Raw genomic sequence first — 22,464 nt, 5'->3', positions numbered from 1 at the left:
GTGATAGCCCGTCTCGTCACCTTCTCGGTCGAGCGCCGCTGGCTCGTCCTGCTGCTCACCGCCGCCGCCGCGTTGCTCGGGGTGTTCGCGCTCCAGCGCCTGCCCATCGACGCCGTTCCCGACATCACCAACAACCAGGTGCAGGTCAACGTGATGGCCCCGTCGCTGTCGCCGGACCAGATCGAGCGGCAGGTGTCTTTCACGATCGAAACGGCCCTCAAGGGAATACCGGGGCTCGAGTTCACCCGCTCGCTGAACCGCAACGGCTTCGCCCAGATCACCGCGGTCTTCTCGGACGGGACAGACATTTACTTCGCGCGCCAGCAGGTGGGCGAGCGTATCGGTGCCGCCCGAGAGCGGCTGCCGCAAGGCGTGATGCCCGAAATGGGCCCGATCGCCACCGGCTTGGGCGACATCTTCATGTGGACCGTCGAATACCGTGAACTGGACCGCGCACGGCACCGCGATGGCGAACCCGGGGTTCAGAAGGACGGCAGCTACATAACCCCGGAAGGCGAGCATCTCGTCGCCGAGCGCGACAAGGCGACGTACCTCCACACCGTCCAGGAATGGATCGTCGCACCTCAGCTTCGGGGAACCGACGGGGTCGCCGGCGTCGATTCGCTCGGCGGCTACGACAAGCAGTTCCTCGTCGTCCCCGACCTGCAGCGCCTCGCGGCTCTGCGCCTGACCATCGATGACCTCGCCCGTGCGCTCGAGCGGAGCAACACCAGCATCGGTGCCGGCACCGTCGACCGCAACGGCTCGGGCCTGTTCGTCCGATCCGACGCACGCGTCCGCACGGCCGATGAACTCGCGCGCAACGTCGTGGCGACGCGCGAGGGCGTGCCCATCCTCCTCAGCCAGGTCGCCACCGTCCGCGCGGGCCAGGGGATCCGCACGGGCTCGGCATCCGAGAACGGGCACGAGGTGGTGGTCGGGACCGCGGTGATGCGCATCGGCGAGAACAGCCGTACCGTATCGACTGCGGTGCGCGAACGCCTCGGTCAGATCGGTAGGTCGCTGCCGGCAGACATTGTCGTGAAGCCGGTCCTCGACCGCACCGATCTCGTCAACTCGACAATCTCTACGGTAGCGCGCAATCTCGCTGAAGGCGCGGTGCTCGTCATCGTCGTCCTGTTCCTGCTGCTCGGCAACTTCAGGGCGGCGCTGATCGCGGCGCTGGTGATCCCGATTACCATGCTGCTGACCGCCACGGGAATGCTGCAAGCCGGCGTATCGGCGAACCTGATGAGCCTCGGCGCGCTCGACTTCGGTCTGATCGTGGACGGGGCGGTAATCATCGTCGAGAACGCGCTGCGTCGCTTGGGCGAGCGCCAGCACGAGGTCGGCAAGCGCCTCCCGCTCCGGGAACGCGTCGACATCGTCGCCGCGTCGGCACGCGAGATGATCCGACCGTCGGTCTACGGGCAGGCCATCATCATCCTGGTCTATGCGCCGCTGCTCACCTTCTCGGGGGTCGAGGGCAAGATGTTCGAGCCGATGGCGCTAACGGTGATCATCGCCCTCGCCTTCGCCTTCGTGCTGTCCGTCACCTTCGTGCCCGCCGCGATCGCGGCGTTCCTGAGCGGTCGGGTCGAGGAGAAGGAGAGCCGCATCGTGTCGTGGCTCAAGGGCCGATACGAGCCCGGCCTGGACGCCGCGATGCGGCGGCCGACCGTCACGATGGGTGGTGCGGTGCTCGCGGTCGCCGCAGCCGTGCTGGCCTTCACGACGCTCGGCCAGGAATTCCTGCCCCAACTCGACGAGGGCAACATCCTCGTCCAGGCATGGCGGCCGCCCGGCACCTCGGTCGAGCAGAGCCAGCACATGCAGTTTGCCGTCGAGAAGGCGATCTCGCGCGAACCCGAAGTGCGCTACGCCTTCTCGCGAACGGGTACATCGGAGATCGCGTCCGACCCGATGCCGCCAAACGCCACCGACACCTTCGTGATCCTGAAACCGCGCGGCGAATGGCCGAACCCGAGCCTCACAAAGGAGTTGCTGATTGAACGGATCGAGGCGAAGGTCTCGACCATCCCCGGCAACAGCTACGAAATCACACAGCCGATCCAGATGCGCTTCAACGAGCTGATCGCCGGCGTCCGCGGCGATCTGGCGATCAAGGTGTTCGGCGACGACTTCGGCCAGATGAACGCAACCGCCAACCGCATCGCCGAGGTGCTGCGCAAGGTGCGTGGCGCCGCCGACGTGCGCGTCGAGCAGACCGAGGGGCTGCCGCTCCTCGACATCCGCCCGAACCGCGACGCGATGGCGCGCGTCGGCGTGACGGCCGGCGACGTGCAGGACGTGGTCGCGGCGACGGTCGGCGGGCGCGAGGCAGGCATGATCTTCGAAGGCGACCGACGCTTCCCGGTCGTCATCCGTCTGGCCGAGTCGTCGCGATCTGACCTGCAGGCGCTCGGACAGATACCGGTCCCGACCGCGAGTGGCTCGTTCGTGCCGCTCGCCAGCGTGGCGGAGATCGGCATCGGGGACGGACCGAACCAGATCAGCCGCGAAAACGGCAAGCGACGCGTCGTCGTTCAGGCGAACGTGCGCGGTCGCGACGTCGCGGGTGTGGTCGAGGAAGCGCAGGCGGAGATCGCCGCCAAGGTGGCGTTGCCGCCAGGCACGTATCTCGAATGGGGCGGGCAGTTCGAGAACCTCGCGTCGGCGCGCGCCCGTCTCGTCATCGTCGTGCCGATCTGTTTCGTGGCAATCATGCTGCTGCTGTTTGGCGCGCTGGGCAATGTGCGCGATGCTGCGCTCGTCTTCACCGGCGTGCCGCTGGCGCTTGTCGGCGGCATCCTGGCGCTGCTGCTTCGCGGACTGCCCTTCTCCATCTCGGCGGCGGTCGGGTTTATCGCGCTCTCGGGCGTCGCGGTTCTCAACGGCCTCGTTATGCTGAGCTCGATACGGGATCTCGTACGACAGGGCAGAACCAAGGTTGAGGCGGCCCACGAAGGTGCATTGTTGCGCTTCCGTCCTGTCGTGATGACGGCGCTAGTCGCAAGCCTCGGGTTCATTCCCATGGCGCTGGGGCACGGAGCGGGGGCGGAGGTGCAGAAGCCGCTGGCAACCGTCGTGATCGGCGGCTTGATCTCAGCGACTCTGCTCACGTTGTTCGTTCTACCCGTCTTATTTGCTCGGTTTGGTGCCGAACGCCGCGCGAAACGAGGCCAGGAGAACGCATGACGTGCCAATGCATTAAGACCCACATTCGGTCATTCCCGGCCTCTTTTCCGCTCCCCGCCTTCCGCCATTCATTCATGTGGGCGGCGGGGGAGGTTCTGAGCCTCGGCCTTGCCCGCCACCTCCCCAGCTTTCTCTAAAAGGATCGAACAACGGGAATGGCCCGATGTATTAGAACGCGGACGGTTTGCTTGCGGAACGCGGATGGCGATGCCGACATAGCGCGGCACCGCCTTTCGCGAAAACGACCTTTCGCGAAAACGACGAAAGTGTGAGCGAGCCCGCATCTCGGCGGCAGCCCGGAAGTGCCTCGTCAATGACCTCGCTGCCAGTGATGCCGAACCTAGCGGGCGCGCTTCCAATAAAGGAATGTCCTCCAGGCCTTTGGTGAAGACCGGATCGACAGTCGCGAAAGTCTGACGCCCGCTAACCGTCGTCGCGTGGGCGGCGCCAAACGGCGTAAAGCCGCCGCCCGGCGGCAAGGTGCCGAAAAGCAGCCTCTGCCGGGTCGCAGCAGTGCCGAGCCGAAAGCCGTCGCGCTGATCGGCGCTCAAAGAAAAGGAAAGCCGATCCATTCTACGCCTCACCGTTTTTCAAAAACTGCCGAGTGCATCCGCTCAGGCGCGATACGTCACGCTGACTTCGCCGACGCCGTCGCACCGGCCGCGCAGCCAATCGCCGGCCTGGACGCTGCCAACGCCGGCAGGCGTACCGGTCATTAGCAGATCTCCTGGCAGCAGCTCGATCGAGCGGGAAAGACACGCGATGCATTCCGCGACCGACCATATCATCTGGTCGATGTCGCCGTGCTGTCGCACCTCCCCGTTAACTGTCGCCTCGATACGGCCTCTCAAGGGATGTCCGATACGAGCGGCCGGGGCGATCGGCCCGATCGGGCACGATCGGTCGAACCCCTTAGACAGATCCCAAGGCCGTCCGGCTTTTTTCGCCAAGCCCTGCACGTCCCGCAGCGTCATGTCGAAGCCAACCGCATAGCCAAACACGAGGCCATGCGCCTGTTCCACGGTCACGTCGCTACCGCCGCCTGCTAATGCCACCACCAGCTCCACCTCATGATGAAGGTCTTTGGTTTGCGGGGGAAATGGCAGTTCGCTGCCGTCCAGCGCCACGGCACTGGCAGGCTTGGCGAAGAAGAAAGGTGGATCGCGATCGTCATGACCCATTTCTCTGGCGTGGTCGGCATAGTTGCGCCCGACGCACCAGGTCCGGCCCACAGGGAAGGAGTCGGCCGTGCCCACGACGGGGACGAGAGCGGGCTTTTGTGACTGGACAACGAGCGCCATGGTACACCTCACACCAAATGTTGTTGATACTGCGACTTGTAGGCTTGGCCGTCAGGCCGTCATCGTTGCAAAATTCGTGTAGCCCCGCTTGCCGCCGCTGTAGAAGCTTGGCGGACCGGCTCAGCCGAGCGAGGCAGCGATGTCGCGACCGCGCCGATCACGCAGCGCCGCACAGTTGATGATCTTCCCTTGCGTGACCCGCAAGACTAGCGCGGCATTCCCGTTGCCAGCGATGTGCGGACGAACGGCATTCGCCCACAGGCTAGCGTCGGTCGCCGAACAGGCTTTGTCCGCCAGCCCGATCACAGTGTTCCAGCCGACTCCGTTCAGCAGGTCGAGGTGGGCAGCGGTCCAGGGCAGAGCTGTCATGCGCGATCCCGGATCCTCGGTGAGACCGTACAGGACATGCCAGCGGTCGAGGGGCGACAGTCGGGGTTCGGAAAGGTGATCTAGCAGCCACGCGGTTCCTTTCTGGTCCCGTCCGGTGCCAAGCGCGTAGGCGACAATCTCGCGATCATTGCTATGGGATGCCATCGTCAAACGAGCAAATAGCGCCGGCACACGCGTTGCCGGTTCAACCATGAGATAGGCGGCGTATCCTGGTATCTCGAGGCCGGGTTCCAGCGCTTTAGGATCGCCTTCCAGCGCCTTCGCCGCGTATGCGGCCAAGGCCGAGCGCACTTCCGGGTCAGCGGCCTCGCTCACAAGCAGGCGTTCCACACCGATACGCAGCTGTTGCCGATCGGCCGTGTCCCGTGCCCCGCCGTTCGGGCGCATGCCGACGCGATCAAGTAGCGGTCTATAGATCGACATCAGCAGATGGCGGTAGCGTGGCCTATCCTCCGGCGGGATGAGACCCTGATGCCAAAGCCCGGCCAGGCGCTTACCGGCATCGATCGCGGCCGGGCCGAAGGGATTGGCGACCATGCGTCGCGCCGCATAGATTAGGAGATCGGGGCCGATCTCTCCTGCTGCGAAGCCGGCCCATAGACTGTCGGTCGTCATCAGCGCCTCGGCGGGAGCCATGCTCGCTGACGTAGCGATCAGCGAGCGCCAATCCGCCGGAGACAGCGCGAAGCGATAATAGCCCGTACCGCCTGCGTTGGGCATGACAACGGGCGCGTCCCGGACTGTTATATCGGCCTGCGGCTTGTCGAGCATCACGCAGGCGCGTTTTGTTTCGACACGATAACAGACCGGCACCGACCAACGCTCGGGCATCACCGTGTCGCCGAGCCGGGCATAGCGCGACTGGCTCAGGCGAAAGCCCGTGAGCGTCCGGTCGAGACGGATCACCGGCACCCCGGGCTGTTCGACGAAGCCGCGCAACGCGGCGAGGAGGCGAGGATCGTGCGTGGTGTCCGCCAGCGCGGCAAAGAAATCGTCCGTGTCAGCGTTCCGATCGGCGAAGCGGCCAAGATAGGCTTGCAGCCCGGCGCGGAACCGGTCCTCCCCCATATACGCTTCGAACATGCCAAGCACCTGGGCACCCTTGCCATAGGTGATGCTGTCGAAGAACGGTTCGCCGTCCTCGTCCGTGGGCTGGTGCACGGGATGGCTAGCGGCGAGCTCGTCTTGACCAAGCGCGTCGATCGCCTCTACGGCCAGCTGCGTGCCAATGTGCAGTTCGGGACGCCAGCGATCGCCAATGCGATAGCTCATCCAATTGGCGAAGCTCTCGTTCAGCCACAGGTCGCTCCAGCTCTTGGGCGTGACCAGATCGCCGAACCATTGGTGCGACAGCTCGTGCGACACCTCGCGGACGAACTCGGCCTGGCTCGCCGGATCGCGTGAATTGGCGGGCAGCAGCACCGATTGTTGGTAAACGATCGCGCCTGCATTCTCCATGCCACCAAACATCAGCGGCGAGGCGATTTGATCGAGCTTTGCGTACGGGTACGACCGGCCCATATAATGTTCAAGCTGCCGCAGGATCGGCCCGGTCTGGGTAAAAGCCAACGTCGCGCTGCCAGCACCTTGCGGTGCAAGGATGCGTAACGGCAGGGGTATCGGCCGCTCGCCGTCAGGCGCGATGCTGGTCGAGAAGACGGCGAAGGGTCCGACGGCGAACGCCAGCAGATAACTTGGCAGCGGCGCGGTGGTAGCGAAGTCGTGCCGCACGAGCGATCCGGTTGCAGTCGCCGAATGCTGCGCCGAGTTGCTGGCGACGGTCAGGCCGGGCGCGGTCACGATTGAGACGGTGAAGGGCGTCTTATAACCGGGCCGGTCGAAACACGGTAAGGCTCGACGCGCGGACCTGGTCTCCATCTGCGACGTGGCGTACCAGTTACCTCCGGATTTGTAATGGTAGAGCCCAGCAAGCTCGTTGCCAAAGGCAGCGTCATAGTCGAGCACCAGTGTCGCGCGTCCAGCCGCGGCAGGACGCGCGAGATCGAGACGCGCATGCCCTGCCGCATCTGTTTCGCGGTAGGCGGCCGCAGTCTCCCCACCGGACTGGAGAAGCGCCGCGTGAGTGACGTGGAGCGCCTGTCCGTCGATGGCGATGCTGGAAGATGCGCGGGGCAGATCGACGTCGATCTCGACATGGCCGGCGAAGCGTGGTCGGTCCGGCAGCACCGACAGGTCGAGGCGGTATGCGAGTGGCCGGGGCGTGACAGGTGGTGACTTAGCCGGTGCAGCAGTGACGCTGGTAGCTGCGGCGCTCACCAGCAGGGCGGCACGGAAAAGCGCAAAGGGCATCGGACAGGCTTCTTTATGTCGAGGTCGAAAAGCGCGCGTTGTCGTGCGCGACGGCGGCAGCGAAGATGCGGAGCTTGTCGAACGTCATGCGGGCAAGGTAGCGGGTTCCTCCGACGTGTCATGCTCCAGCGAAGGTGGTGGGTTGGTGGCAGGACCATGTCCGACCGTCATGCTCCTGAGCACCCCATCGCGCCGAACGAGCCCGTGCATCAGCGCGGCCGCGAGATGCGCCAGGATCAGCGCGAAGAACATTAGCGCCACCGCGGTGTGGGCCTCGCGCAGGAAGCCATAGAGTTGGATGTCGTGCGGTAGGATCGCCGGCAGCGTGATTTCTTTCGTCAGCCGCACTGGGTAGCGGCCTGCCGAGAGCATGCCCCAGCCGATCAGCGGCATGGCAAACAGCGTCAGGTAGAGTAAGATGTGCGAACCCCAAGCAATCCGCTTCTGCAGCGGTGACAGATCATCCGGCAGCGGCGGTGCGCCGGTTGCGAGGCGAAGCGGCAGTCGGATCAGCACCAAGGCCAAGATCGCGATGCCTAGCGGTCGATGAAGCGCCAGTAGGTCTAGGTACGCGGGACCGGCCGTTGAAACCATGCCGACGCCAATAAACAGCATCGTGAACACCATCGCCGCCATCAGCCAGTGGATGACGCGCAAGAGTGGATGGAAGTCGGGTGAGCGGCGGCTCATCGGGCGTGCTCCTTGGCGGTCTCCGCGCCGACCGCGCTGGGATGCGGACCTTCTAAGGCGCGACGGGTAAATGAGGACGAATATGCCTTCGAACGAGCCGCGAGTAGCGGGTCGTCCGACACGGCGATGCCCGGTGGCAGGATGGTCGGATCGAAATTTACGTCGCGGCAGGCGCCAGTCTCTTCCGGCTGCGCGGCGCTGATCGTCAGCGTGCCGGCGTCTATTATGTGGTGAGACCCGGTCCACGCCACCGTGGCCTTATTTGTTATGTCGCCAGGGTTGGCAACCGCCAGCTTGAGCTGCCAGCGTGACGGGCTTCTCGCGGTGCGGGCGATGAATTCCTTGAACAAGTAATCGCGCGGCAGCGAATCGAGCGACTTCTTGTCGAGCCCTGCCAGTGGTGCCTCGGGTTCAAACTGCCATCGTACCGCCCTTGTCGTGCCGCCCGCGTCGGTGAAGCGGAAGGCGTTGATGCTATAATAGGTCGCGTTGGCGAAGCTGTTCGGCAGCTCCGCCGCCTTCATATACGCCTGGAACGCTTTCACCTCGGGATGCGCGACAAGGAACGGCTCCATGACGGCGGGATCGGGCTTGCCCGTCCTCGGGTCTGGCTTAGTAGCGCGTTGGAGCGCGATGAACGAAGTAACGTCGGCGACGGGGAAGATGGGGGTGTGATCCATAGCAAGACGCCATTCCTGTCCGTCTGGCGTCTTTAATTGGACCGCCATCGAGTGGAACACGTTGCGCCCATCACCGGCCAGCGGATTGCCGCCGGCCAGTGCGAAGCGGCCGATGATCGGATAGCTACCCGGCTGAAACGCACTAGCGGTCGACAAAGCGGTTCCGCCGCCATTGGCGTCGAAGCGACCGCTAAAGCAGAGGCCCTTCGCGTGGGCGCGACGATAGCCAGACTCGGGTTTGCCGGTGTTGTCTTCCAGCGCGCGCATCACGTCGCCGCCATTAGTGCGACCGCTGCCGATCCACCCCGCCGCCCAGGCAAAGGTGCCGACGAGTGCAAGGACAATGGCGCCGATCAGCGCAAGGGCGCCGGTGGTGGCGCGATTTAAGTCTGGCATGGTCGCTCGGCATCCGATCGTGACTGTTGCTTGTCAGACGACGGCGAGCGGATTTTATTCCATATGCCAAAAAAGATTGCTGCTGGGATAATTCGGCTCGTTCGAACGCTCCGTCGAACATAGAGGAACCGGACTGGTGCAAGTTGGTGGAATGGCTGGTTGCGGGATGTCTTTGCTATCCATCGAACGGCAAAAGATGGGTCGGGAGTCGTCCGGCAGCTTCCGGCGGGTAGACCCCGAAGCAGACGTTCAGCGCCGGCTTGCCAGTTCTTAATCTCCGTCACTCATTCATGTCTTGAGACTGACCACTTTCTTGTGTCACGCGGCTAATTCGAGCGAAACGCTGGTTCATACGCAAACAGGCCGGGCAAGCCGCCAGTCATGACGAAGAGGATCGGTGCATCACCGCGCCAGACGCCTTCTCGAATGGCAGCGATAAGGCCGGCAAAGGCCTTGCCGCCGTAAACCGGATCAAGAATCAGTCCCTCCGTTTGAGCAACCATCCGAACCGCTTCGAACATCGCATCTGTAGGCACGCCGTAACCGTCTCCAAGCTGACCGCTCTGAACAGCGATGTCACCTTCTACGAACGCGCTTGCCCGATCGATGAGAGCCAGGGTTTGTGCGGCAAGCTCGGTGGTGACCGCACGCGCCTTTGCGATCGGGGCTAGGACGGTGAACGATACAATCCGCGAGGCCTCGTCTTGGGCTGCCTTCATGCCCGCAGCCAAGCCGGCATGGGTACCAGAGCTACCGTTCGGCACGATGATCCGGCTGAAGCGTAGCCTTAGGTCCCGCTCCTGAACGAGGATTTCTCCTGCGCACGCTGCATAGCCGAGGCAGCCGAGAGGCGAGGAACCACCAGCACCAACGACGTAGGCGCGGCGTCCCTCGGCAGATAAACTTTCGGCACGCTCGTTCGCAACGGCTAATGCATCAACGCCGCTCTGCTGTCGCAAAACGGTTGCGCCGAACAGATCGTCAAGCAGCACATTGCCATTACGCTGGTAGGCTTCGTCATTGCGCGCAACGGTATCGGTCAGGATCAACTCGCAGGAGAGCCCGGCGCGTGCCGCGGCAGCCGCGCTCAATCGCGCATGATTCGATTGCCGCGCTCCTGTCGTGATAAACGTGTCGCAGCCCTGCGCTAGCGCTTCGCCGATCAGAAATTCGAGCTTCCGAAGCTTGTTGCCGCCGCCGCCAATGCTCATCAGGTCGTCACGTTTGACGTAGATCGGCGGGCAGCCGTCAATGGCGAGCGCTTGCTCTAAGCGCTCCAGTCGTTGGACTGGCGTCGGCTGGTCGATCATCGCGAACCGAGGCCGGTTAAGATAACGCATCAAGTACTCCTGAGCCGCGATCGCTGGCGTCTTCCACCCCTCGAACGCGTTCCGGCGCGCTTTCGACCCAGCATCACCCACTCGCAAGCGCCTGGCGCGGAAAATGCTTCGCCAGGTGATCGATCAGTGCCCGCACTGCCGGCGCCAATCCGCGCCGGGTGGTGAAGACCAGGTGCACGATGCCTTGAAGACCGCGCCACTCCGGCAGAACATGCACCAGACTACCATCCGCTATGGCGTTGCGGCATATCCGATCAGGCAAGATCGCGACGCCCAAACCTGCGATAGCCGCGTGCCGCACGGCCGCCAGATCAGCGCAGCCAAGGCGTGGGAAAGCCCGCAGCGTGTGACGGCGGCCGTCTTCTGCCTCCAGATGCCACTCTACCTCATCGGCTTCGTCGTCGGTGGCCAGCAACGGAAGTGTGTTCATCTCCTCCAATCCGGTCACCTGGCTGGCGATCTGCGGGCTCGCGACCAGTATGCGCGTGGAGGTGCCGAGCGAGCGCATGGTGAGCGCTGCGTCGCTTGTCAGTGACGAGCGGACGCGCAGCGCCAGATCGATCCGTTCCTCGATCAGATCGACGGCGCGGTCGGTGGCGACGAGCTGGAGACGAACCTTCGGATAGCTGGCGAGGAACGAAGCAACAATTCCGGAGACCGGCTCGATCATACCGGTCGGACAGCTGAACCGGATGCGGCCGTGCGGCTCGGCCTGCGCCTGCATAACCAGGGCCTCGGCCTGTTCGGCCTCCGCCAACATCGCCCGGCATCGTTCGTAAAAGGCTTGCCCCGTCTCGGTCACGCGGAAGCGCCGGCTCGACCGTTCGATCAGTCGCAGGCCGAGACGGTCCTCCAGGCCAGAGATGCGACGGCTGAGCTTGGACTTGGGCTCGTGCAAGGCCCGCCCCGCGGCCGCGAACCCGCCGTGTGAAACCACCTCGGCAAAATAGGCCAGATCATTCAAGTCCGTTCGCATTAGCGTTCCTCCAGTGGAACGGTACGTGCTGATATTGCCAGCTACAAGCATGATCGTTTCAGTCGCATCTGGGCGGGGCAACGGCGCTGCGTCGTTACGATCAAGGAGGCAAACAATGACGGACCGGTTCGATAACAAGGTGGTGGTGGTCACCGGCGGGACGAGCGGCATCGGGCTGGCGGCTGCCAAAGCGTTTTCTGCCGAGGGTGCTCGCGTGTTCGTGACCGGCCGCCGCCAGGACGTGCTCGATGCCGCGGTGAAGCAGATTGGCGGGCGCGCAACTGGGGTGCGGGGCGACATGACGAACCTCGCCGACATCGATCGCCTCTACGACGCCGTCCAGCAGCACCATGCGCAGATTGACGTGATCTTCGCCAACGCTGGGGGTGGAACGATGCTCCCGCTCGGGTCGATCACGGAGGAGCAGTTCGACACGACCTTTGATACAAACGTGAAGGGCGTCCTTTTCACAGTGCAGAAGGCGTTGCCACTGCTCAGGGACGGGGCTTCGATCGTGCTGACGGGTTCGACCGCCGGCGCATCTGGCACTCCGGCCTTTAGCGTGTACGGCGCGAGCAAGGCTGCCGTGCGCAACTTCGCCCGGAACTGGATCCTCGATCTTAAGGACCGGCGTATCCGCGTGAACGTGGTCAGCCCGGGGCCGACGGAAACCGCCGGCCTGAATGAGGTCTTCGGCAACGGCGATCAAGCGCAAGGCATCAAGGATTTTCTGGCCACCCAAATACCTGCTGGTCGTGTCGGTCAGCCAGACGAGATCGCCAAGGCGGTGCTGTTCCTCGCATCGGATGACGCGAGCTTCGTCAACGGCGTGGAGCTCTTCGTCGATGGCGGTCACACCCAAATCTGACACCGCATTGCCGTTGCCCGGCTGCTTCAGTTGAAGATGGCCGGGCAGCGTCTTCCGACATCACCGTCAGGGAACCGCCCCCCGGACCGGTCGCTCATGCGGTGAGAGCTTGCCTTTGGATCGTATCGGCCAGAGGTTGCAGCTCGGCAGGCGAGCGAGGCGCCACAACACTGTAGCCGATACCACGATCGGCCCAGGTTATCCGGTTGATATTCCCTTCCATAGTCGGGGTCATCTTTGCCGCCTTGTCGATCTCCATCGGTCGGCTAAGTACCGCGAGACGGGTGCTCGATGGTCCTTCATAGAGAAACATGACGGCAGGCCCGTGAGGCGTGGCGACGAGACGCCCGCCGGCGAAACTGTAACCCGCCGATGCCAGGTCAGGTATGGCGACACGGCTGCCGATCCGCCGTGACGCCCAACTGATCAGCTGCCGCCGGTCGTCAGGTCCAATTTCGGCGCTACGCTGGAAGTCAGAGGCATACACCCGATAATTGTACGTCGCCTCCTGAGCCAGCGCTCCGATGCCCGCCTGTGGCGGCAAAGTGGTGGTACGCAATCCCCATCCGCCACCAAAGCCCACGGCCAGCAGCAGAGCCGCAGCCGCCGCATGCCACCACTGCGGCCCGGCACGACGACGTGCCGCGATGGTGTCCACTCGCATTGCAGAGGGGATCGGCGCCGATGTAACGGCAAGGAAAGCCGCCGAAAGCGCGAGCCGCTGGTCTTTTTGCAGGCGAAGTCGGCTGGCTAGATCGGGATTTTCGGCAAGGTAGGTGTCGATGAGCAGACCGCGCTCGGGCGGCAGGCGGCCATCGACCCATGCCATGAGATCATCCTCTCCGATCGGGGCCGTCATTTCACCCTCCGCAGCTTCGGCCGCTCACCGGCGCCGATCAGCCCCGCAAGGCGGTCGCGGCCGCGCGACAATCGCGACATCAGCGTGCCCATGGGCACATCCAGAACGGCGGCCGCATCCGCATAGGACAGGTCCTCGACCGACACGAGCAGGATTGCGGCGCGCTGATCAGGAGGTAAGGCATCGAGGCTGCGCATCAGATCACTATATTCCATACCAGCCGCCTGCTCGGGCGCAATCGACAGCGCAGGCCCCTCCGCGGCGTCGATGGGGACGAGCGCTCCGCGCCGCGCAAGTCGTCGGCCATGATCGACCAGCAGATTGTGCAGGATCGCATAGAGCCACGGACGCACTGCGTCCCCGTGTCTCCGGCGCCAGGAGGTGACGGCGCGCTCTAGGCAATCCTGAACGAGGTCGTCTGCCAAGCTCTCGTCGCGTAGCCATGCGCGCGCATAGCGGCGCAGGCCGGGGATCAACGGTTCGATCAGAACGGCCCGTTGGTCCATGTCAGTCCTGCTGCACCTGGAGGACATTGCCCGGCATATCTCCAATGGCCTCCGCAACGACGAGCCACCGCCGCCCGGCCGGCGTTCCGCCCGCGACGATCTGGCGGATGGGACCTGACACGTTGACGATGGCCGACCCTGCGGGATTGGTCATGAACTTGGCAAGCGGTTCCAGAGCGCCCGAGCCGTCGGCATGGCCGGACAGGGCCAGGACGTAACCATGTCCGGGGGCAAGGCCGGTCACGGAGCCTTGCAGGATCTGGATCAACCCCTGGTCGAACAGGGTGACGCTCGTGGGGCTCATGGTCGCGACACCGCGAGGCGCGAGGATCAGATGCGTCGCGTTGCCAGCTTTTCCGAGGGGCTGAAGGTTTGCCGTGCCCGGGCCATCCGGCACGGCATTCGGCACATAGGCGATCGCCTGCGGTGCCTGACCGATCGGCACCATATTCGTGAGCCGGTTCCTTGCGGTGTCGATCACCGCGAGTTTGTCGTCGTTCTCCAGGCCGACGTAGATCCGCGAGCCGTCGCCGGACGGCCAGACGCCATGCGGCAACTTGCCGACGGGCACGGTCGCGACTTGTGCAAAGTCCTTGGTACGGAAGACCTTCACCACGTTGAGGCCACCGACGGTGACATAGGCGAATTGCCCCTTCGGCGTGACCGCGAAATTGACGTGGTTGGTGATCGGCCCCGTGTCGATCACCTTGCGTACGGCAAAGGGAGGTTTGGCATCGAATGCGACGGTCTTACCGACGTCCTTCAGCGTGAACCAGACCTGCTTGCCATCGGGACTTGCGGCGATGTTCGGGCAGAACGGGCTGGGCTGCCGAACGCGACCCGCTTCCTTATGGGTTGCCACGTCGAACACGACGAGGTCTGGGTTGAAGGAAGAGCACACGTATCCGTATTTACCGTCCGGCGAAAAGATCGTCATGCCCGGCCCGCCGGGCGTCTTGATGCGACCTGTTTCCTCGTAGGTGCCGGGGTCGAGTACGGAAATATAATCCTCGCCGCGTACCGTAACCCAAACCTCCTTGCCGTCCGGCGTGAAGAAGGCTTCGTGCGGGCTACGGCCGATATACGTGGTATGTTTGACCATGTTTGTCGCCGTGTCGATCCAGGTCACGGAATTGGAGCCGATCGACACGACGGCCAGCGTTCTCGCATCGGGCGAGAAGCCGAGCCCGTGAACAAGGACTTGCCCCTTGTAGAGTGGGCTGAAGTTGGCGGGCTGCGCATCCCCCAGCTTGATGACACCAACGAGGGTATTGGTTGCCGGATCGGTAACGGACACCGTATTAGAGAATTGCTCAGCCGCATAGATCCGATCATGCCCGCTCACCGGAACGCCCTTGCGGCTCCATGGCGCTTGCGTGCGTCGAGGGTCTGCCGCACCGGCGGACGCCGGCGCCTGAGCCTGATCGTCGACAAGGGGAGCTTCGATGGCAGCGGGTGCTGCCCAAAGAGCGGTCTGCGCACCGGCCGAGCTGGCGAGCAGTGCCGCCACGAGGATGAAACGGTTCATTTCAAGACTCCTTATGGGCGTGGGGCGCAGCGCCTTGCTGGGTCGGCGCGGCCTGCGAGGGAGGCAACGACTGACCGAGCGCGAGACGCATGGCCGCAATCTCCTGCTGCTGATCGACGATGATTTCCTGCGCTATGCGCTTGAGTTGGTCGTTCTTGCCGTAGCGAAGTTCCGCAACGGCCATGTCGATGGCGCCTTGATGATGCGGCTCCATCATCGCCACGAAGTCGGCATCGACGTTGCCTGTTGGGCTGACCATCATGGCCTTCATCATCCGGTCCATGGCGGCATTCACCTCGCCGAGGTATGGCTGCTCTGTGCCATCGATTGCGGCAAGGGCGGCGCCAGCGCTGAAGGCTAATGCTGGTGCAAGAAGTAGGCGCAACAGGCGGCTGGTGGCTGGCATTGATGCCTCCGATGAAACGATCGATGCCAAGACGCTGCCAGGTCAGGCTTTATTCCAGCCTGATGTGAATATTTTTGAAGCGCCTGAAAGATGGTCATGTTGATCGGCATCACCTGCCTACACCAACTTCACTTATGAACCGGAGAATTGGACGACAAAGGTGATCGTACTGCTGGGTTTCGTGTGACATGCCACCGTCCATGCCTGGGTGGACGAAGGCCTGCCGAACGCAGTGCTTGGGGCCTGAAAGACCCACATCCCGACATTCCGGCCGTCCGCTTGGCATCCTGAAAGCGGACGCCCGTTCATCTGACGTCCCTACTAAGCGTAAGCACGCCTTTCGGCCTTTAGATCGCATTCGCCGATGGCAAACGGGAGAGCACTGAGCTTGCCTCCTTAACTCTACATATGTATGGTTTGTCCATGAGTCGCTCCCGACGCCCATCTCCGCAGATGATCGCGCTGCTCGCCTCGCTGTTCGAGAAGGCGCCGGGCTGGATCCACGGATATGACCTGATGAAGGACACGGGTCTGAAGTCTGGTACGCTCTACCCGTTGCTGATGCGCATGACCGACCAGCGTCTGGTCGAGGCCGAATGGCGCGAACCAACCGGGCCAGGACGCCCGCCGCGTCATGCCTATCGATTGACCGCACAGGGCCTGGCGCTCGCGCGTGAAGCGAAGATGGCAGCCCTGCCCTCCGCTTTGGCGGGAGCGCCGGCATGAGCGCGTCGCTCGCCCGCATCGTGATGGCGATAGCGATGACGAGCCTCGGTCCACATCGTCACAGCTGGAAGCTGGCGATGGAAGCTGAGTTCGACGCGGCAGTTGCGGGAGGCGACGGACTGCCCTTCGCCACCGGTTGCCTGACGACCGCGTGGCGCGAGCTGCCGGCCCACATCGAAGGGCGGCTGACTTTGACGAGCTACACTATCATCGTGGGACTTATCCTGCCCGCGGCGGCGCTGCTGCTAGTCGGCATTCTCGTCGGCTATCGGCATTCGTTCGTCACGCCCTCAAACTGTCACGCACGGCAAGTAAGCGGCTCGCAAGGGGGGCGTCTTGGCCTGGCTTCGCGATATAGACCGATGGCTGATCGACGCCGTGCTGCCCGGCGCGGTGCGCTATCGTGCGCTGGCGACACGGCTGGTCGGCGCCGCCGATGCGGAGGATCTGGTGCAGGAGGCGTATGCCAAGCTGCTCTGCGCCCCCGACTGGAGGGGAATCGGCAACCCGGTCGGGTTTACGATGCGCGTCGTCCACAACCTCGCGCTCGACCGATTGCGCCGCGCGCGCATCATTCGGATCGACCAGATCGCCGCGGCGGACCTGATGGAGATCCGCGATGACAGTCCCGACGCGCTGGCCGTGCTGTCGGGCAAGACCGAGCTCGCCGCGCTGGTCGCGGCTGTGGATCGTCTGCCCTCGCAATGCCGCAAGGTGGTACGGATGCGAAAATTCGACGGCCTCGCGCCGCAAGCGATAGCGGACTCGCTCGGGCTGTCCGTCTCTACGGTAGAGAAGCATCTCGCCAAGGGGCTTGCCATGCTCGTGGCCGGGCGAACCGCCGACTTGGCGGCCCCGTACCAGGAAGATAAGGTCGGTCCATGGAAAGGACGCAAACGCCAAGTCTGACCGAGCAGGCCGCAGCCTGGCTCGTCGCGCTTGACGGCGGCAAGGCGGACCTTCCCGCGTTCGAGGCCTGGCGTGATCGCGATCCGCGCAACGCAGCGACCTTTGCGCAGGTCGCCGCGATGTGGACGAACCTGTCCGATGCGCGGGCGCTGGCATCGACCGATCCGATCGCCCCGGCGACACATCCAGCGCCGCGTCTGTCTCGTCGTCATCTCCTGCAGGCGGCGTCGCTCTTGGGGATGGTCGGCGTCGGCCTGACCGGTACGCGGCTTTGGGCGCGGTCGTCGGCGACGACGGCGGTGGGCGAACGGCGGACCATCCTGCTGCGCGACGGAACGCGGCTGGATCTCAACACCGACACCGCGGTGGAATGGGCCGACCATGCCGACGGCGCGCGGGTCTGGCTGGGCCGCGGCGAGATTGCGCTCGATATTGCGCGTGGCGACGTCGCGTTGACCACTGCCAGCGTGCAGGCCGGTCTGGCGCCGGGCCGCTACAACGCGCGCGTGCAGGGCGCGGCGAGCACCGTGCTGGTTCTGGCCGGCACTCTAAGCGCGGAAGGCTCACCCCGTGTCGGTGCGGGGCAGCAATTGACCGCGGGTGTCGGCAAGGCGACGGTCACGCCTGATGTCGGAGATACCGCACGCGACCGCGCCGCCGGCTGGCGTCGTGGTGAAATCGTCCTCTCCGGCGAGCCGCTGGACGCGGTCCTCGCCGACTATAACCGCTATTTGACCCGCAAGCTCGCGATCGGCGACCCGAGCCTTCGCGCGATCCGGATGGGCGGCCGCTTCACCTCGAACGACCCCGACGATTTCCTGGCGGCGCTGCACGCATCGTTCGGGATCGCGGTGCGCCAGCAAGGGTCGCTGACCGTTCTCTATTCGCAACCGCACAAGATAGTTCCCGCCTGACTGGCGGTTTCTCGGGCCTCCCGCGTCAGCAGGGTACAGGCACTGGGGGATCGACATGCGGAACTTGATGATGGCGGGCGCAAGCCTGGTGGTGTGCGCTGCACAACCGGTGCTGGCGCAGGATGCGCGGCCGACGAGCTTCGACATTCCCGCGCAGGATGCGACGCAGGCCCTCAACAGCTGGAGCAAGCAGGCGGGGGTCCAGCTGCTGTTCCCCTATGAAGGACTGCAGGGCCGCCGCACCGTCGCGGTCCGCGGGCGCTACACATCACGCGCCGCGCTGCTGCGGCTCCTCGAAGGACTGCCGCTGCAGATCGCGACCGAAAGCTCGTCCACGATCGCGTTGCGCACGGCCGACAAGACCGTCGCGCAAAACCCGGAGTCGACCGCTGATGGCCCGCTGGACGACATCGTCGTGACCGGCACGAACACCCGGCTGACGCAGTTCCGCGCGCCCTATTCGATCAGCACCATGCGCCGCGAGGACATCGACCAGCAGAGCCCGCTCAGCACCGCCGACCTGATCGGTTCGCTGCCCGGCTTTTACGCCGAAGCCACCTCGGGCGAAGTCTCGGCGACGGTGTACACCCGCGGCCTGCCGCTCGGCGGCTACCGATTCGTCCAGTTGCTCGAGGACGGCCTGCCGATCTTCAACGAGAACCAGGAGGGCACGATCCTGCCCGACGTGTTCGTCCGCGACGACCTGATGACCGAACGGGTCGAGGCGGTTCGGCTCGGTACCTCGCCGATCCTGTACAACAACGCGCCCGGCGGCGTGATTAACTTCATCACCCGCAAGGGCACCGATCGCTTCAAGGGTGCTATCCGGCTGACCGCGCAAGACAACGACGCGCAGCGAATCGACGGCTATGTCAGCGGCCCGATCGCCGACAGACTGACGTTTGCGACAGGCGGATTCTACCGGATCGGCGACGGCCTGCGCAAGACCGGCTTCACCGCCGACAAGGGCGGACAGCTGCGCGCCAACGTCACCTATCGCGACGATCGCGGCGAGCTCACGGTCTATGCGAAATACCAGAACGACCGAAACATCTTCTATCTGCCGATCCCGCTTAACGATCCACGCGATCCCAGCAGCAGCCTGAAGGACCTGATCGATCCGCTGCGCGGCACGCTGGCGTCTACCAACGTCCAGTTTCCACGGCTGCGGATGGTCGACGGTACGCCAACCGGCACGACGATGACGCGCGATCTGTCCGACGGCCGTCACCCCGACGTCTTCACCGCAGGCGCCGACGCCACGGTCACGCTCGGCGGCTTCACCTTCCGCAACCTGTTCCGCGTCACTGACGGCACGCTCAGCGGGGACTCGCTGTTCTCGACCACCGCGGTGCAGGACGCGACCACCTATCGCAACGCCGCGCTGACCCGCGCGCGTGCCGCATTCGGCACTAGCGTCGTCGGAATTCGCTATGCCTATGCCGACAGCGCCACGCCCGGCCAGCAGAGCTTCGACCCGGCGACGACACGGAACCTGGTCGTCCAGGCGCAGTATCAAACCGCCGATACCAAGTTCAACAACGTGTTCGACAGCCTGTCCGCCAGGCGTTCGCTCGAGACCGGGTTCGGGTCCCACGAAGTCTCGATCGGCGGCTATTTCTCGCGCTACCATTTCGACCAGACCCAGTACGCCGCGGACATGCTGTTCGAGGTGCGCAACCGTCCGCGGCTGCTCGACCTGGTCGCGGTCGACGCCGCTGGCAATACCGTGGGCATGGTCACTGACCACGGGGTCGTCCGCTACGGCGCGTCGACGTTCGTCGGCGGCGGCGTCGACAGTACCGCACTTGCCTTCTACGTCGCCGACACCTGGCGCCTAGGCAAGCTCCAGATCGACGGCGGCTTCCGCCACCAGTCCACCCGGCAGTCCGGCTATGGCGTCAACACCGTCACGCAGAATCTGGGCACGCGGGAAACGTTGGCGGACGATGCGGTGATCGGCTCGGCGGGCACGCGCACCAAGCGCCGGGAACGGTTCGGCGGCAACTCCTACACGATCGGTGGCCTCTACGAATTCGCCGACAATTTCGTGATGTTCGCGCGTTACACCCGCGGCCTGCTGACCCCCGCCTTGTCGAATATCACGCGCGGCACGGTCGTCACCAACAGCTATGTCGACCAGAAGGAGATCGGCGCGCGCTATCGTAACAAATTCCTGTCGGCGAGCGTGACCGCGTTCACCAACAGCTTCGATAATCTCTCGGTCACGACCGCGGTGGTCGATCCGAAAACCAATCTGGTCCGCAACTTCGTCCTGGTCGGCAAGAGCGACACGCCGGGGTTCGAGGGCGAGTTGACGCTGAACCCCACCTCGTTCTTCTCGCTGACCGGCAACCTGACCTACCAGGAGCCCAAGCAGGTGAACCTGCGCGAACAGGGCAGCACGCAGCCCTTCGCGTTCCGGGTCGGACGCAACGTCGCGCGGATCCCCAAGCTGATCTTCAACGTGACCCCGGCGGTTAATTTCGACATCGCGGGCAGCGCCACCCGGCTTTACCTTAACGCCGCGCATGTCGGCCGCCGGTTCGTCGATGCCGCCAACACCACTCTCCTGCCCGCCTATACCGAGCTGCAGGCCGGGCTGATCGTCGATCGTGGACCGGTTCGTGCGCAGCTAAACGTCTCCAACCTGACCAACGCGTTCGGCCTGTCGGAGGGTAATCCGCGACAGGACACGCTGACCGGCCAGGGCACCCCGGAGGCGATCTACGGCCGGCCGCTGTTCGGCCGGCTGGTCAAGCTGAGCCTGCAATACAGCCTGTAGCCGACCGCGACCGTCATCACGGTGTCGCCCATCCACGACATGCAACGGCAGACCGGCAGCGATACGCGCCGGTCGCTGTCCAAAGGGAGTGAAGTCTGATGCTCACCCGGCGTACGATCATCGGCGCGGCCGCTGCCGCCCCTGCCCTGCTCGGCTTCGGACGCGCCGGTGCGCTGACGCCCGAGCGACTGTTCAGCTTCGGCGTCGCCTCGGGCGATCCGACGCCCGACGGCGTCGTGCTATGGACCCGGCTCGCCACGCGACCGCTCACCGGCGACGGTGGCATGGGAAGCGTACGCGTGCCAGTGCGGTGGGAAATCTATGACGACGACGGCGCGCGCCATCTCGTACGCGCGGGCGATGCAGTCGCCGAACCTGCATGGGGTCATTCGGTGCATGTAGAGGTGAGCGGGCTCCAATCGGGCCGCCCTTATTGGTACCGGTTCATCGCCGGTGGCGAGGCAAGCGCGATCGGCCGGACGCGCACCGCCCCTGCCCGCCACGCGGTACCCGAGCGGCTGCGCTTCTGCTTCGGGTCGTGCCAGAAATACGAGGACGCACAGTTCGGCGCCTGGGCCAACACCGTCGCCGAAGATCCCGATCTGATCGTCTTCCTCGGCGATTACATCTACGAAGAAGACCCTTCGATCGGCACGCCGCGGGTCCATCTCAATCCTGCGCCGGTCGACCTCGACGGCTACCGCGTGCGCTACGCGACCTATCGGCTTGATCCGCTGCTGCAGGCGGCGCACGCAGTCGCGCCGTGGATCGTGACGTGGGACGATCACGAGGTCATAAACGACTATGCCGACTTGGCCGACCAGCATAACAGCGATCCCGCGATCATGGCGCGGCGGCGCGCGGCGGCGTACCACGCCTATTACGAGTTCATGCCGCTGCGCGCCTATTCGCGCCCGCACGGCCCCGACATGCGGCTGTACCGGACGCTCGACTGGGGCCGGCTGGCGCAGTTCCAGGTGCTCGACGACCGGCAATACCGCTCGCCACGTGGCTGCCAGTCGCATGTCCGCGGCGAGATGTCGGTGTCAGTCGTCAAGGATTGCCCCGACCTCCACGATCCGAAGGCGTCGATCCTCGGCATGCCGCAGGAGAAGTGGCTGCTGGATACCTTGTCGGCAACCAAGGCGCGCTGGAATATCCTGACGCAACAGACGCAGATCACGCCCTATCCGCGCCGCGACCCCGCGCATCCGGACGCTCACGCCGACATGCAGACGGTCGATACGTGGCAAGGCTATCAGGCATCGCGCAACCGCCTGTTCGCGCGATGGCAGGACGCCAATGTGTCGAACCCGCTGGTGATCGGCGGGGACATCCACGCCTTCGTCGCCAGCGACATCAGCTACCGCGGCAAGGCGCTGGCGCCCTGCTTTGTGGGCGGGTCGATCGCCACGCAGGCGGGGGACAAGCTGCTGGTGCAGAACACCGCCGACCTGCCGGCCTATCGCTTCGCACGCAACGACGTGCGCGGTTATGGCCGCATCGACGTGACGCCGACGCAGTGCGACGTCGCGTTCCGCGCACTCCGCAACCCGCTCGATGCGCGGACCGAGGCGTACGACCTGACCAGATACGTCGTCGAAGACCGCAGGCCGAGGCTGCAGGCGGCCTGAAACCGGCGCGCCACCGCGGCGACGCCTCAGCATCACGAACATCTGACC

18 protein-coding genes are annotated in these 22,464 nt (G+C 64.6%); 7 read left to right on the top strand and 11 right to left on the bottom strand.

What is annotated here, in order from left to right; all coding sequences use genetic code 11:
* On the top strand, nucleotides 1-3,198 hold the full coding sequence (locus tag ACLBWH_RS11565) for an efflux RND transporter permease subunit (protein WP_447798959.1): 3,198 nt from the start codon (nucleotides 1-3) through the stop codon (nucleotides 3,196-3,198).
* A 68-nt stretch (nucleotides 3,199-3,266) separates the two neighbouring features.
* Here the strand turns inward: ACLBWH_RS11565 and ACLBWH_RS11560 are convergent, their stop codons facing one another.
* From ACLBWH_RS11560 to ACLBWH_RS11530, 7 genes are all read right to left on the bottom strand, one after another.
* Nucleotides 3,267-3,770 (bottom strand): hypothetical protein, encoded by a 504-nt coding sequence (locus ACLBWH_RS11560; RefSeq protein ID WP_447798957.1) that lies wholly within the window; start codon nucleotides 3,768-3,770, stop codon nucleotides 3,267-3,269.
* A gap of 42 nt (nucleotides 3,771-3,812) precedes the next feature.
* Complete coding sequence (locus ACLBWH_RS11555) at nucleotides 3,813-4,499, bottom strand: fumarylacetoacetate hydrolase family protein (protein ID WP_447798955.1); 687 nt, start codon at nucleotides 4,497-4,499, stop codon at nucleotides 3,813-3,815.
* Between the two features lie 120 nt (nucleotides 4,500-4,619).
* Nucleotides 4,620-7,199 (bottom strand): M1 family metallopeptidase, encoded by a 2,580-nt coding sequence (locus tag ACLBWH_RS11550; RefSeq protein ID WP_447798953.1) that lies wholly within the window; start codon nucleotides 7,197-7,199, stop codon nucleotides 4,620-4,622.
* Nucleotides 7,200-7,283: 84 nt separating this feature from the next.
* On the bottom strand, nucleotides 7,284-7,889 hold the full coding sequence (locus ACLBWH_RS11545) for a cytochrome b (RefSeq protein WP_447798951.1): 606 nt from the start codon (nucleotides 7,887-7,889) through the stop codon (nucleotides 7,284-7,286).
* The gene (locus ACLBWH_RS11540; protein WP_447798949.1) at nucleotides 7,886-8,965 is read right to left on the bottom strand and encodes a catalase family peroxidase; all 1,080 of its coding nucleotides are present in this window, start codon (nucleotides 8,963-8,965) and stop codon (nucleotides 7,886-7,888) included. The genes ACLBWH_RS11545 and ACLBWH_RS11540 overlap by 4 nt, the downstream gene beginning before the upstream one ends.
* Nucleotides 8,966-9,291: 326 nt before the next feature.
* Entirely contained in the window at nucleotides 9,292-10,305 is a 1,014-nt protein-coding gene (locus ACLBWH_RS11535; protein WP_447798948.1) for a D-cysteine desulfhydrase family protein, read from the bottom strand.
* Nucleotides 10,306-10,378: 73 nt separating this feature from the next.
* Nucleotides 10,379-11,269, bottom strand: a complete 891-nt coding sequence (locus ACLBWH_RS11530; RefSeq protein ID WP_447798946.1) for a LysR family transcriptional regulator — start codon at nucleotides 11,267-11,269, stop codon at nucleotides 10,379-10,381.
* A gap of 127 nt (nucleotides 11,270-11,396) precedes the next feature.
* Between ACLBWH_RS11530 and ACLBWH_RS11525 the strand changes: the two genes are divergently transcribed.
* On the top strand, nucleotides 11,397-12,149 hold the full coding sequence (locus ACLBWH_RS11525; protein ID WP_447798945.1) for an SDR family NAD(P)-dependent oxidoreductase: 753 nt from the start codon (nucleotides 11,397-11,399) through the stop codon (nucleotides 12,147-12,149).
* Nucleotides 12,150-12,243: 94 nt separating this feature from the next.
* On the opposite strand, the gene ACLBWH_RS11520 is transcribed toward ACLBWH_RS11525, so the two are convergent.
* From ACLBWH_RS11520 to ACLBWH_RS11505, 4 genes are read right to left on the bottom strand one after another with little or no spacing between them, the layout of a single operon-like run.
* Nucleotides 12,244-13,008 (bottom strand): anti-sigma factor family protein, encoded by a 765-nt coding sequence (locus ACLBWH_RS11520; protein WP_447798943.1) that lies wholly within the window; start codon nucleotides 13,006-13,008, stop codon nucleotides 12,244-12,246.
* Entirely contained in the window at nucleotides 13,005-13,514 is a 510-nt protein-coding gene (locus ACLBWH_RS11515; protein ID WP_447798941.1) for an RNA polymerase sigma factor, read from the bottom strand. The genes ACLBWH_RS11520 and ACLBWH_RS11515 overlap by 4 nt, the downstream gene beginning before the upstream one ends.
* Nucleotide 13,515: 1 nt before the next feature.
* A complete protein-coding gene (locus ACLBWH_RS11510; RefSeq protein WP_447798939.1) occupies nucleotides 13,516-15,042 on the bottom strand; it encodes a YncE family protein in 1,527 nt (508 codons plus the stop codon).
* Nucleotide 15,043: 1 nt separating this feature from the next.
* The gene (locus ACLBWH_RS11505) at nucleotides 15,044-15,448 is read right to left on the bottom strand and encodes a DUF305 domain-containing protein (protein ID WP_447798937.1); all 405 of its coding nucleotides are present in this window, start codon (nucleotides 15,446-15,448) and stop codon (nucleotides 15,044-15,046) included.
* Nucleotides 15,449-15,901: 453 nt separating this feature from the next.
* Between ACLBWH_RS11505 and ACLBWH_RS11500 the strand changes: the two genes are divergently transcribed.
* The 5 genes from ACLBWH_RS11500 to ACLBWH_RS11480 all read left to right on the top strand — a co-directional run bounded on the left by ACLBWH_RS11500 (nucleotide 15,902) and on the right by ACLBWH_RS11480 (nucleotide 22,416).
* A complete protein-coding gene (locus ACLBWH_RS11500; RefSeq protein WP_447798935.1) occupies nucleotides 15,902-16,174 on the top strand; it encodes a PadR family transcriptional regulator in 273 nt (90 codons plus the stop codon).
* A 336-nt stretch (nucleotides 16,175-16,510) separates the two neighbouring features.
* The gene (locus ACLBWH_RS11495; protein WP_447798933.1) at nucleotides 16,511-17,083 is read left to right on the top strand and encodes an RNA polymerase sigma factor; all 573 of its coding nucleotides are present in this window, start codon (nucleotides 16,511-16,513) and stop codon (nucleotides 17,081-17,083) included.
* Nucleotides 17,056-17,997: a FecR family protein gene (locus ACLBWH_RS11490; protein ID WP_447798932.1), complete on the top strand. Its 942-nt coding sequence runs from the start codon at nucleotides 17,056-17,058 to the stop codon at nucleotides 17,995-17,997. Before ACLBWH_RS11495 ends, ACLBWH_RS11490 begins: the two co-directional genes overlap by 28 nt.
* 67 nt (nucleotides 17,998-18,064) lie before the next feature.
* The gene (locus ACLBWH_RS11485) at nucleotides 18,065-20,782 is read left to right on the top strand and encodes a TonB-dependent receptor domain-containing protein (protein ID WP_447798930.1); all 2,718 of its coding nucleotides are present in this window, start codon (nucleotides 18,065-18,067) and stop codon (nucleotides 20,780-20,782) included.
* 98 nt (nucleotides 20,783-20,880) lie between these two features.
* Nucleotides 20,881-22,416 carry an alkaline phosphatase D family protein gene (locus ACLBWH_RS11480; RefSeq protein WP_447798929.1) on the top strand — a complete coding sequence of 512 codons (1,536 nt, stop codon included), beginning with the start codon at nucleotides 20,881-20,883 and terminating at the stop codon, nucleotides 22,414-22,416.
* Nucleotides 22,417-22,464: the final 48 nt, after the last annotated feature.

The organism is Sphingomonas sp. M6A6_1c (genome assembly GCF_053345135.1).
Note: the sequence above shows the minus strand (reverse complement) of the source record. Positions and strands in the feature narration are given on the sequence as shown.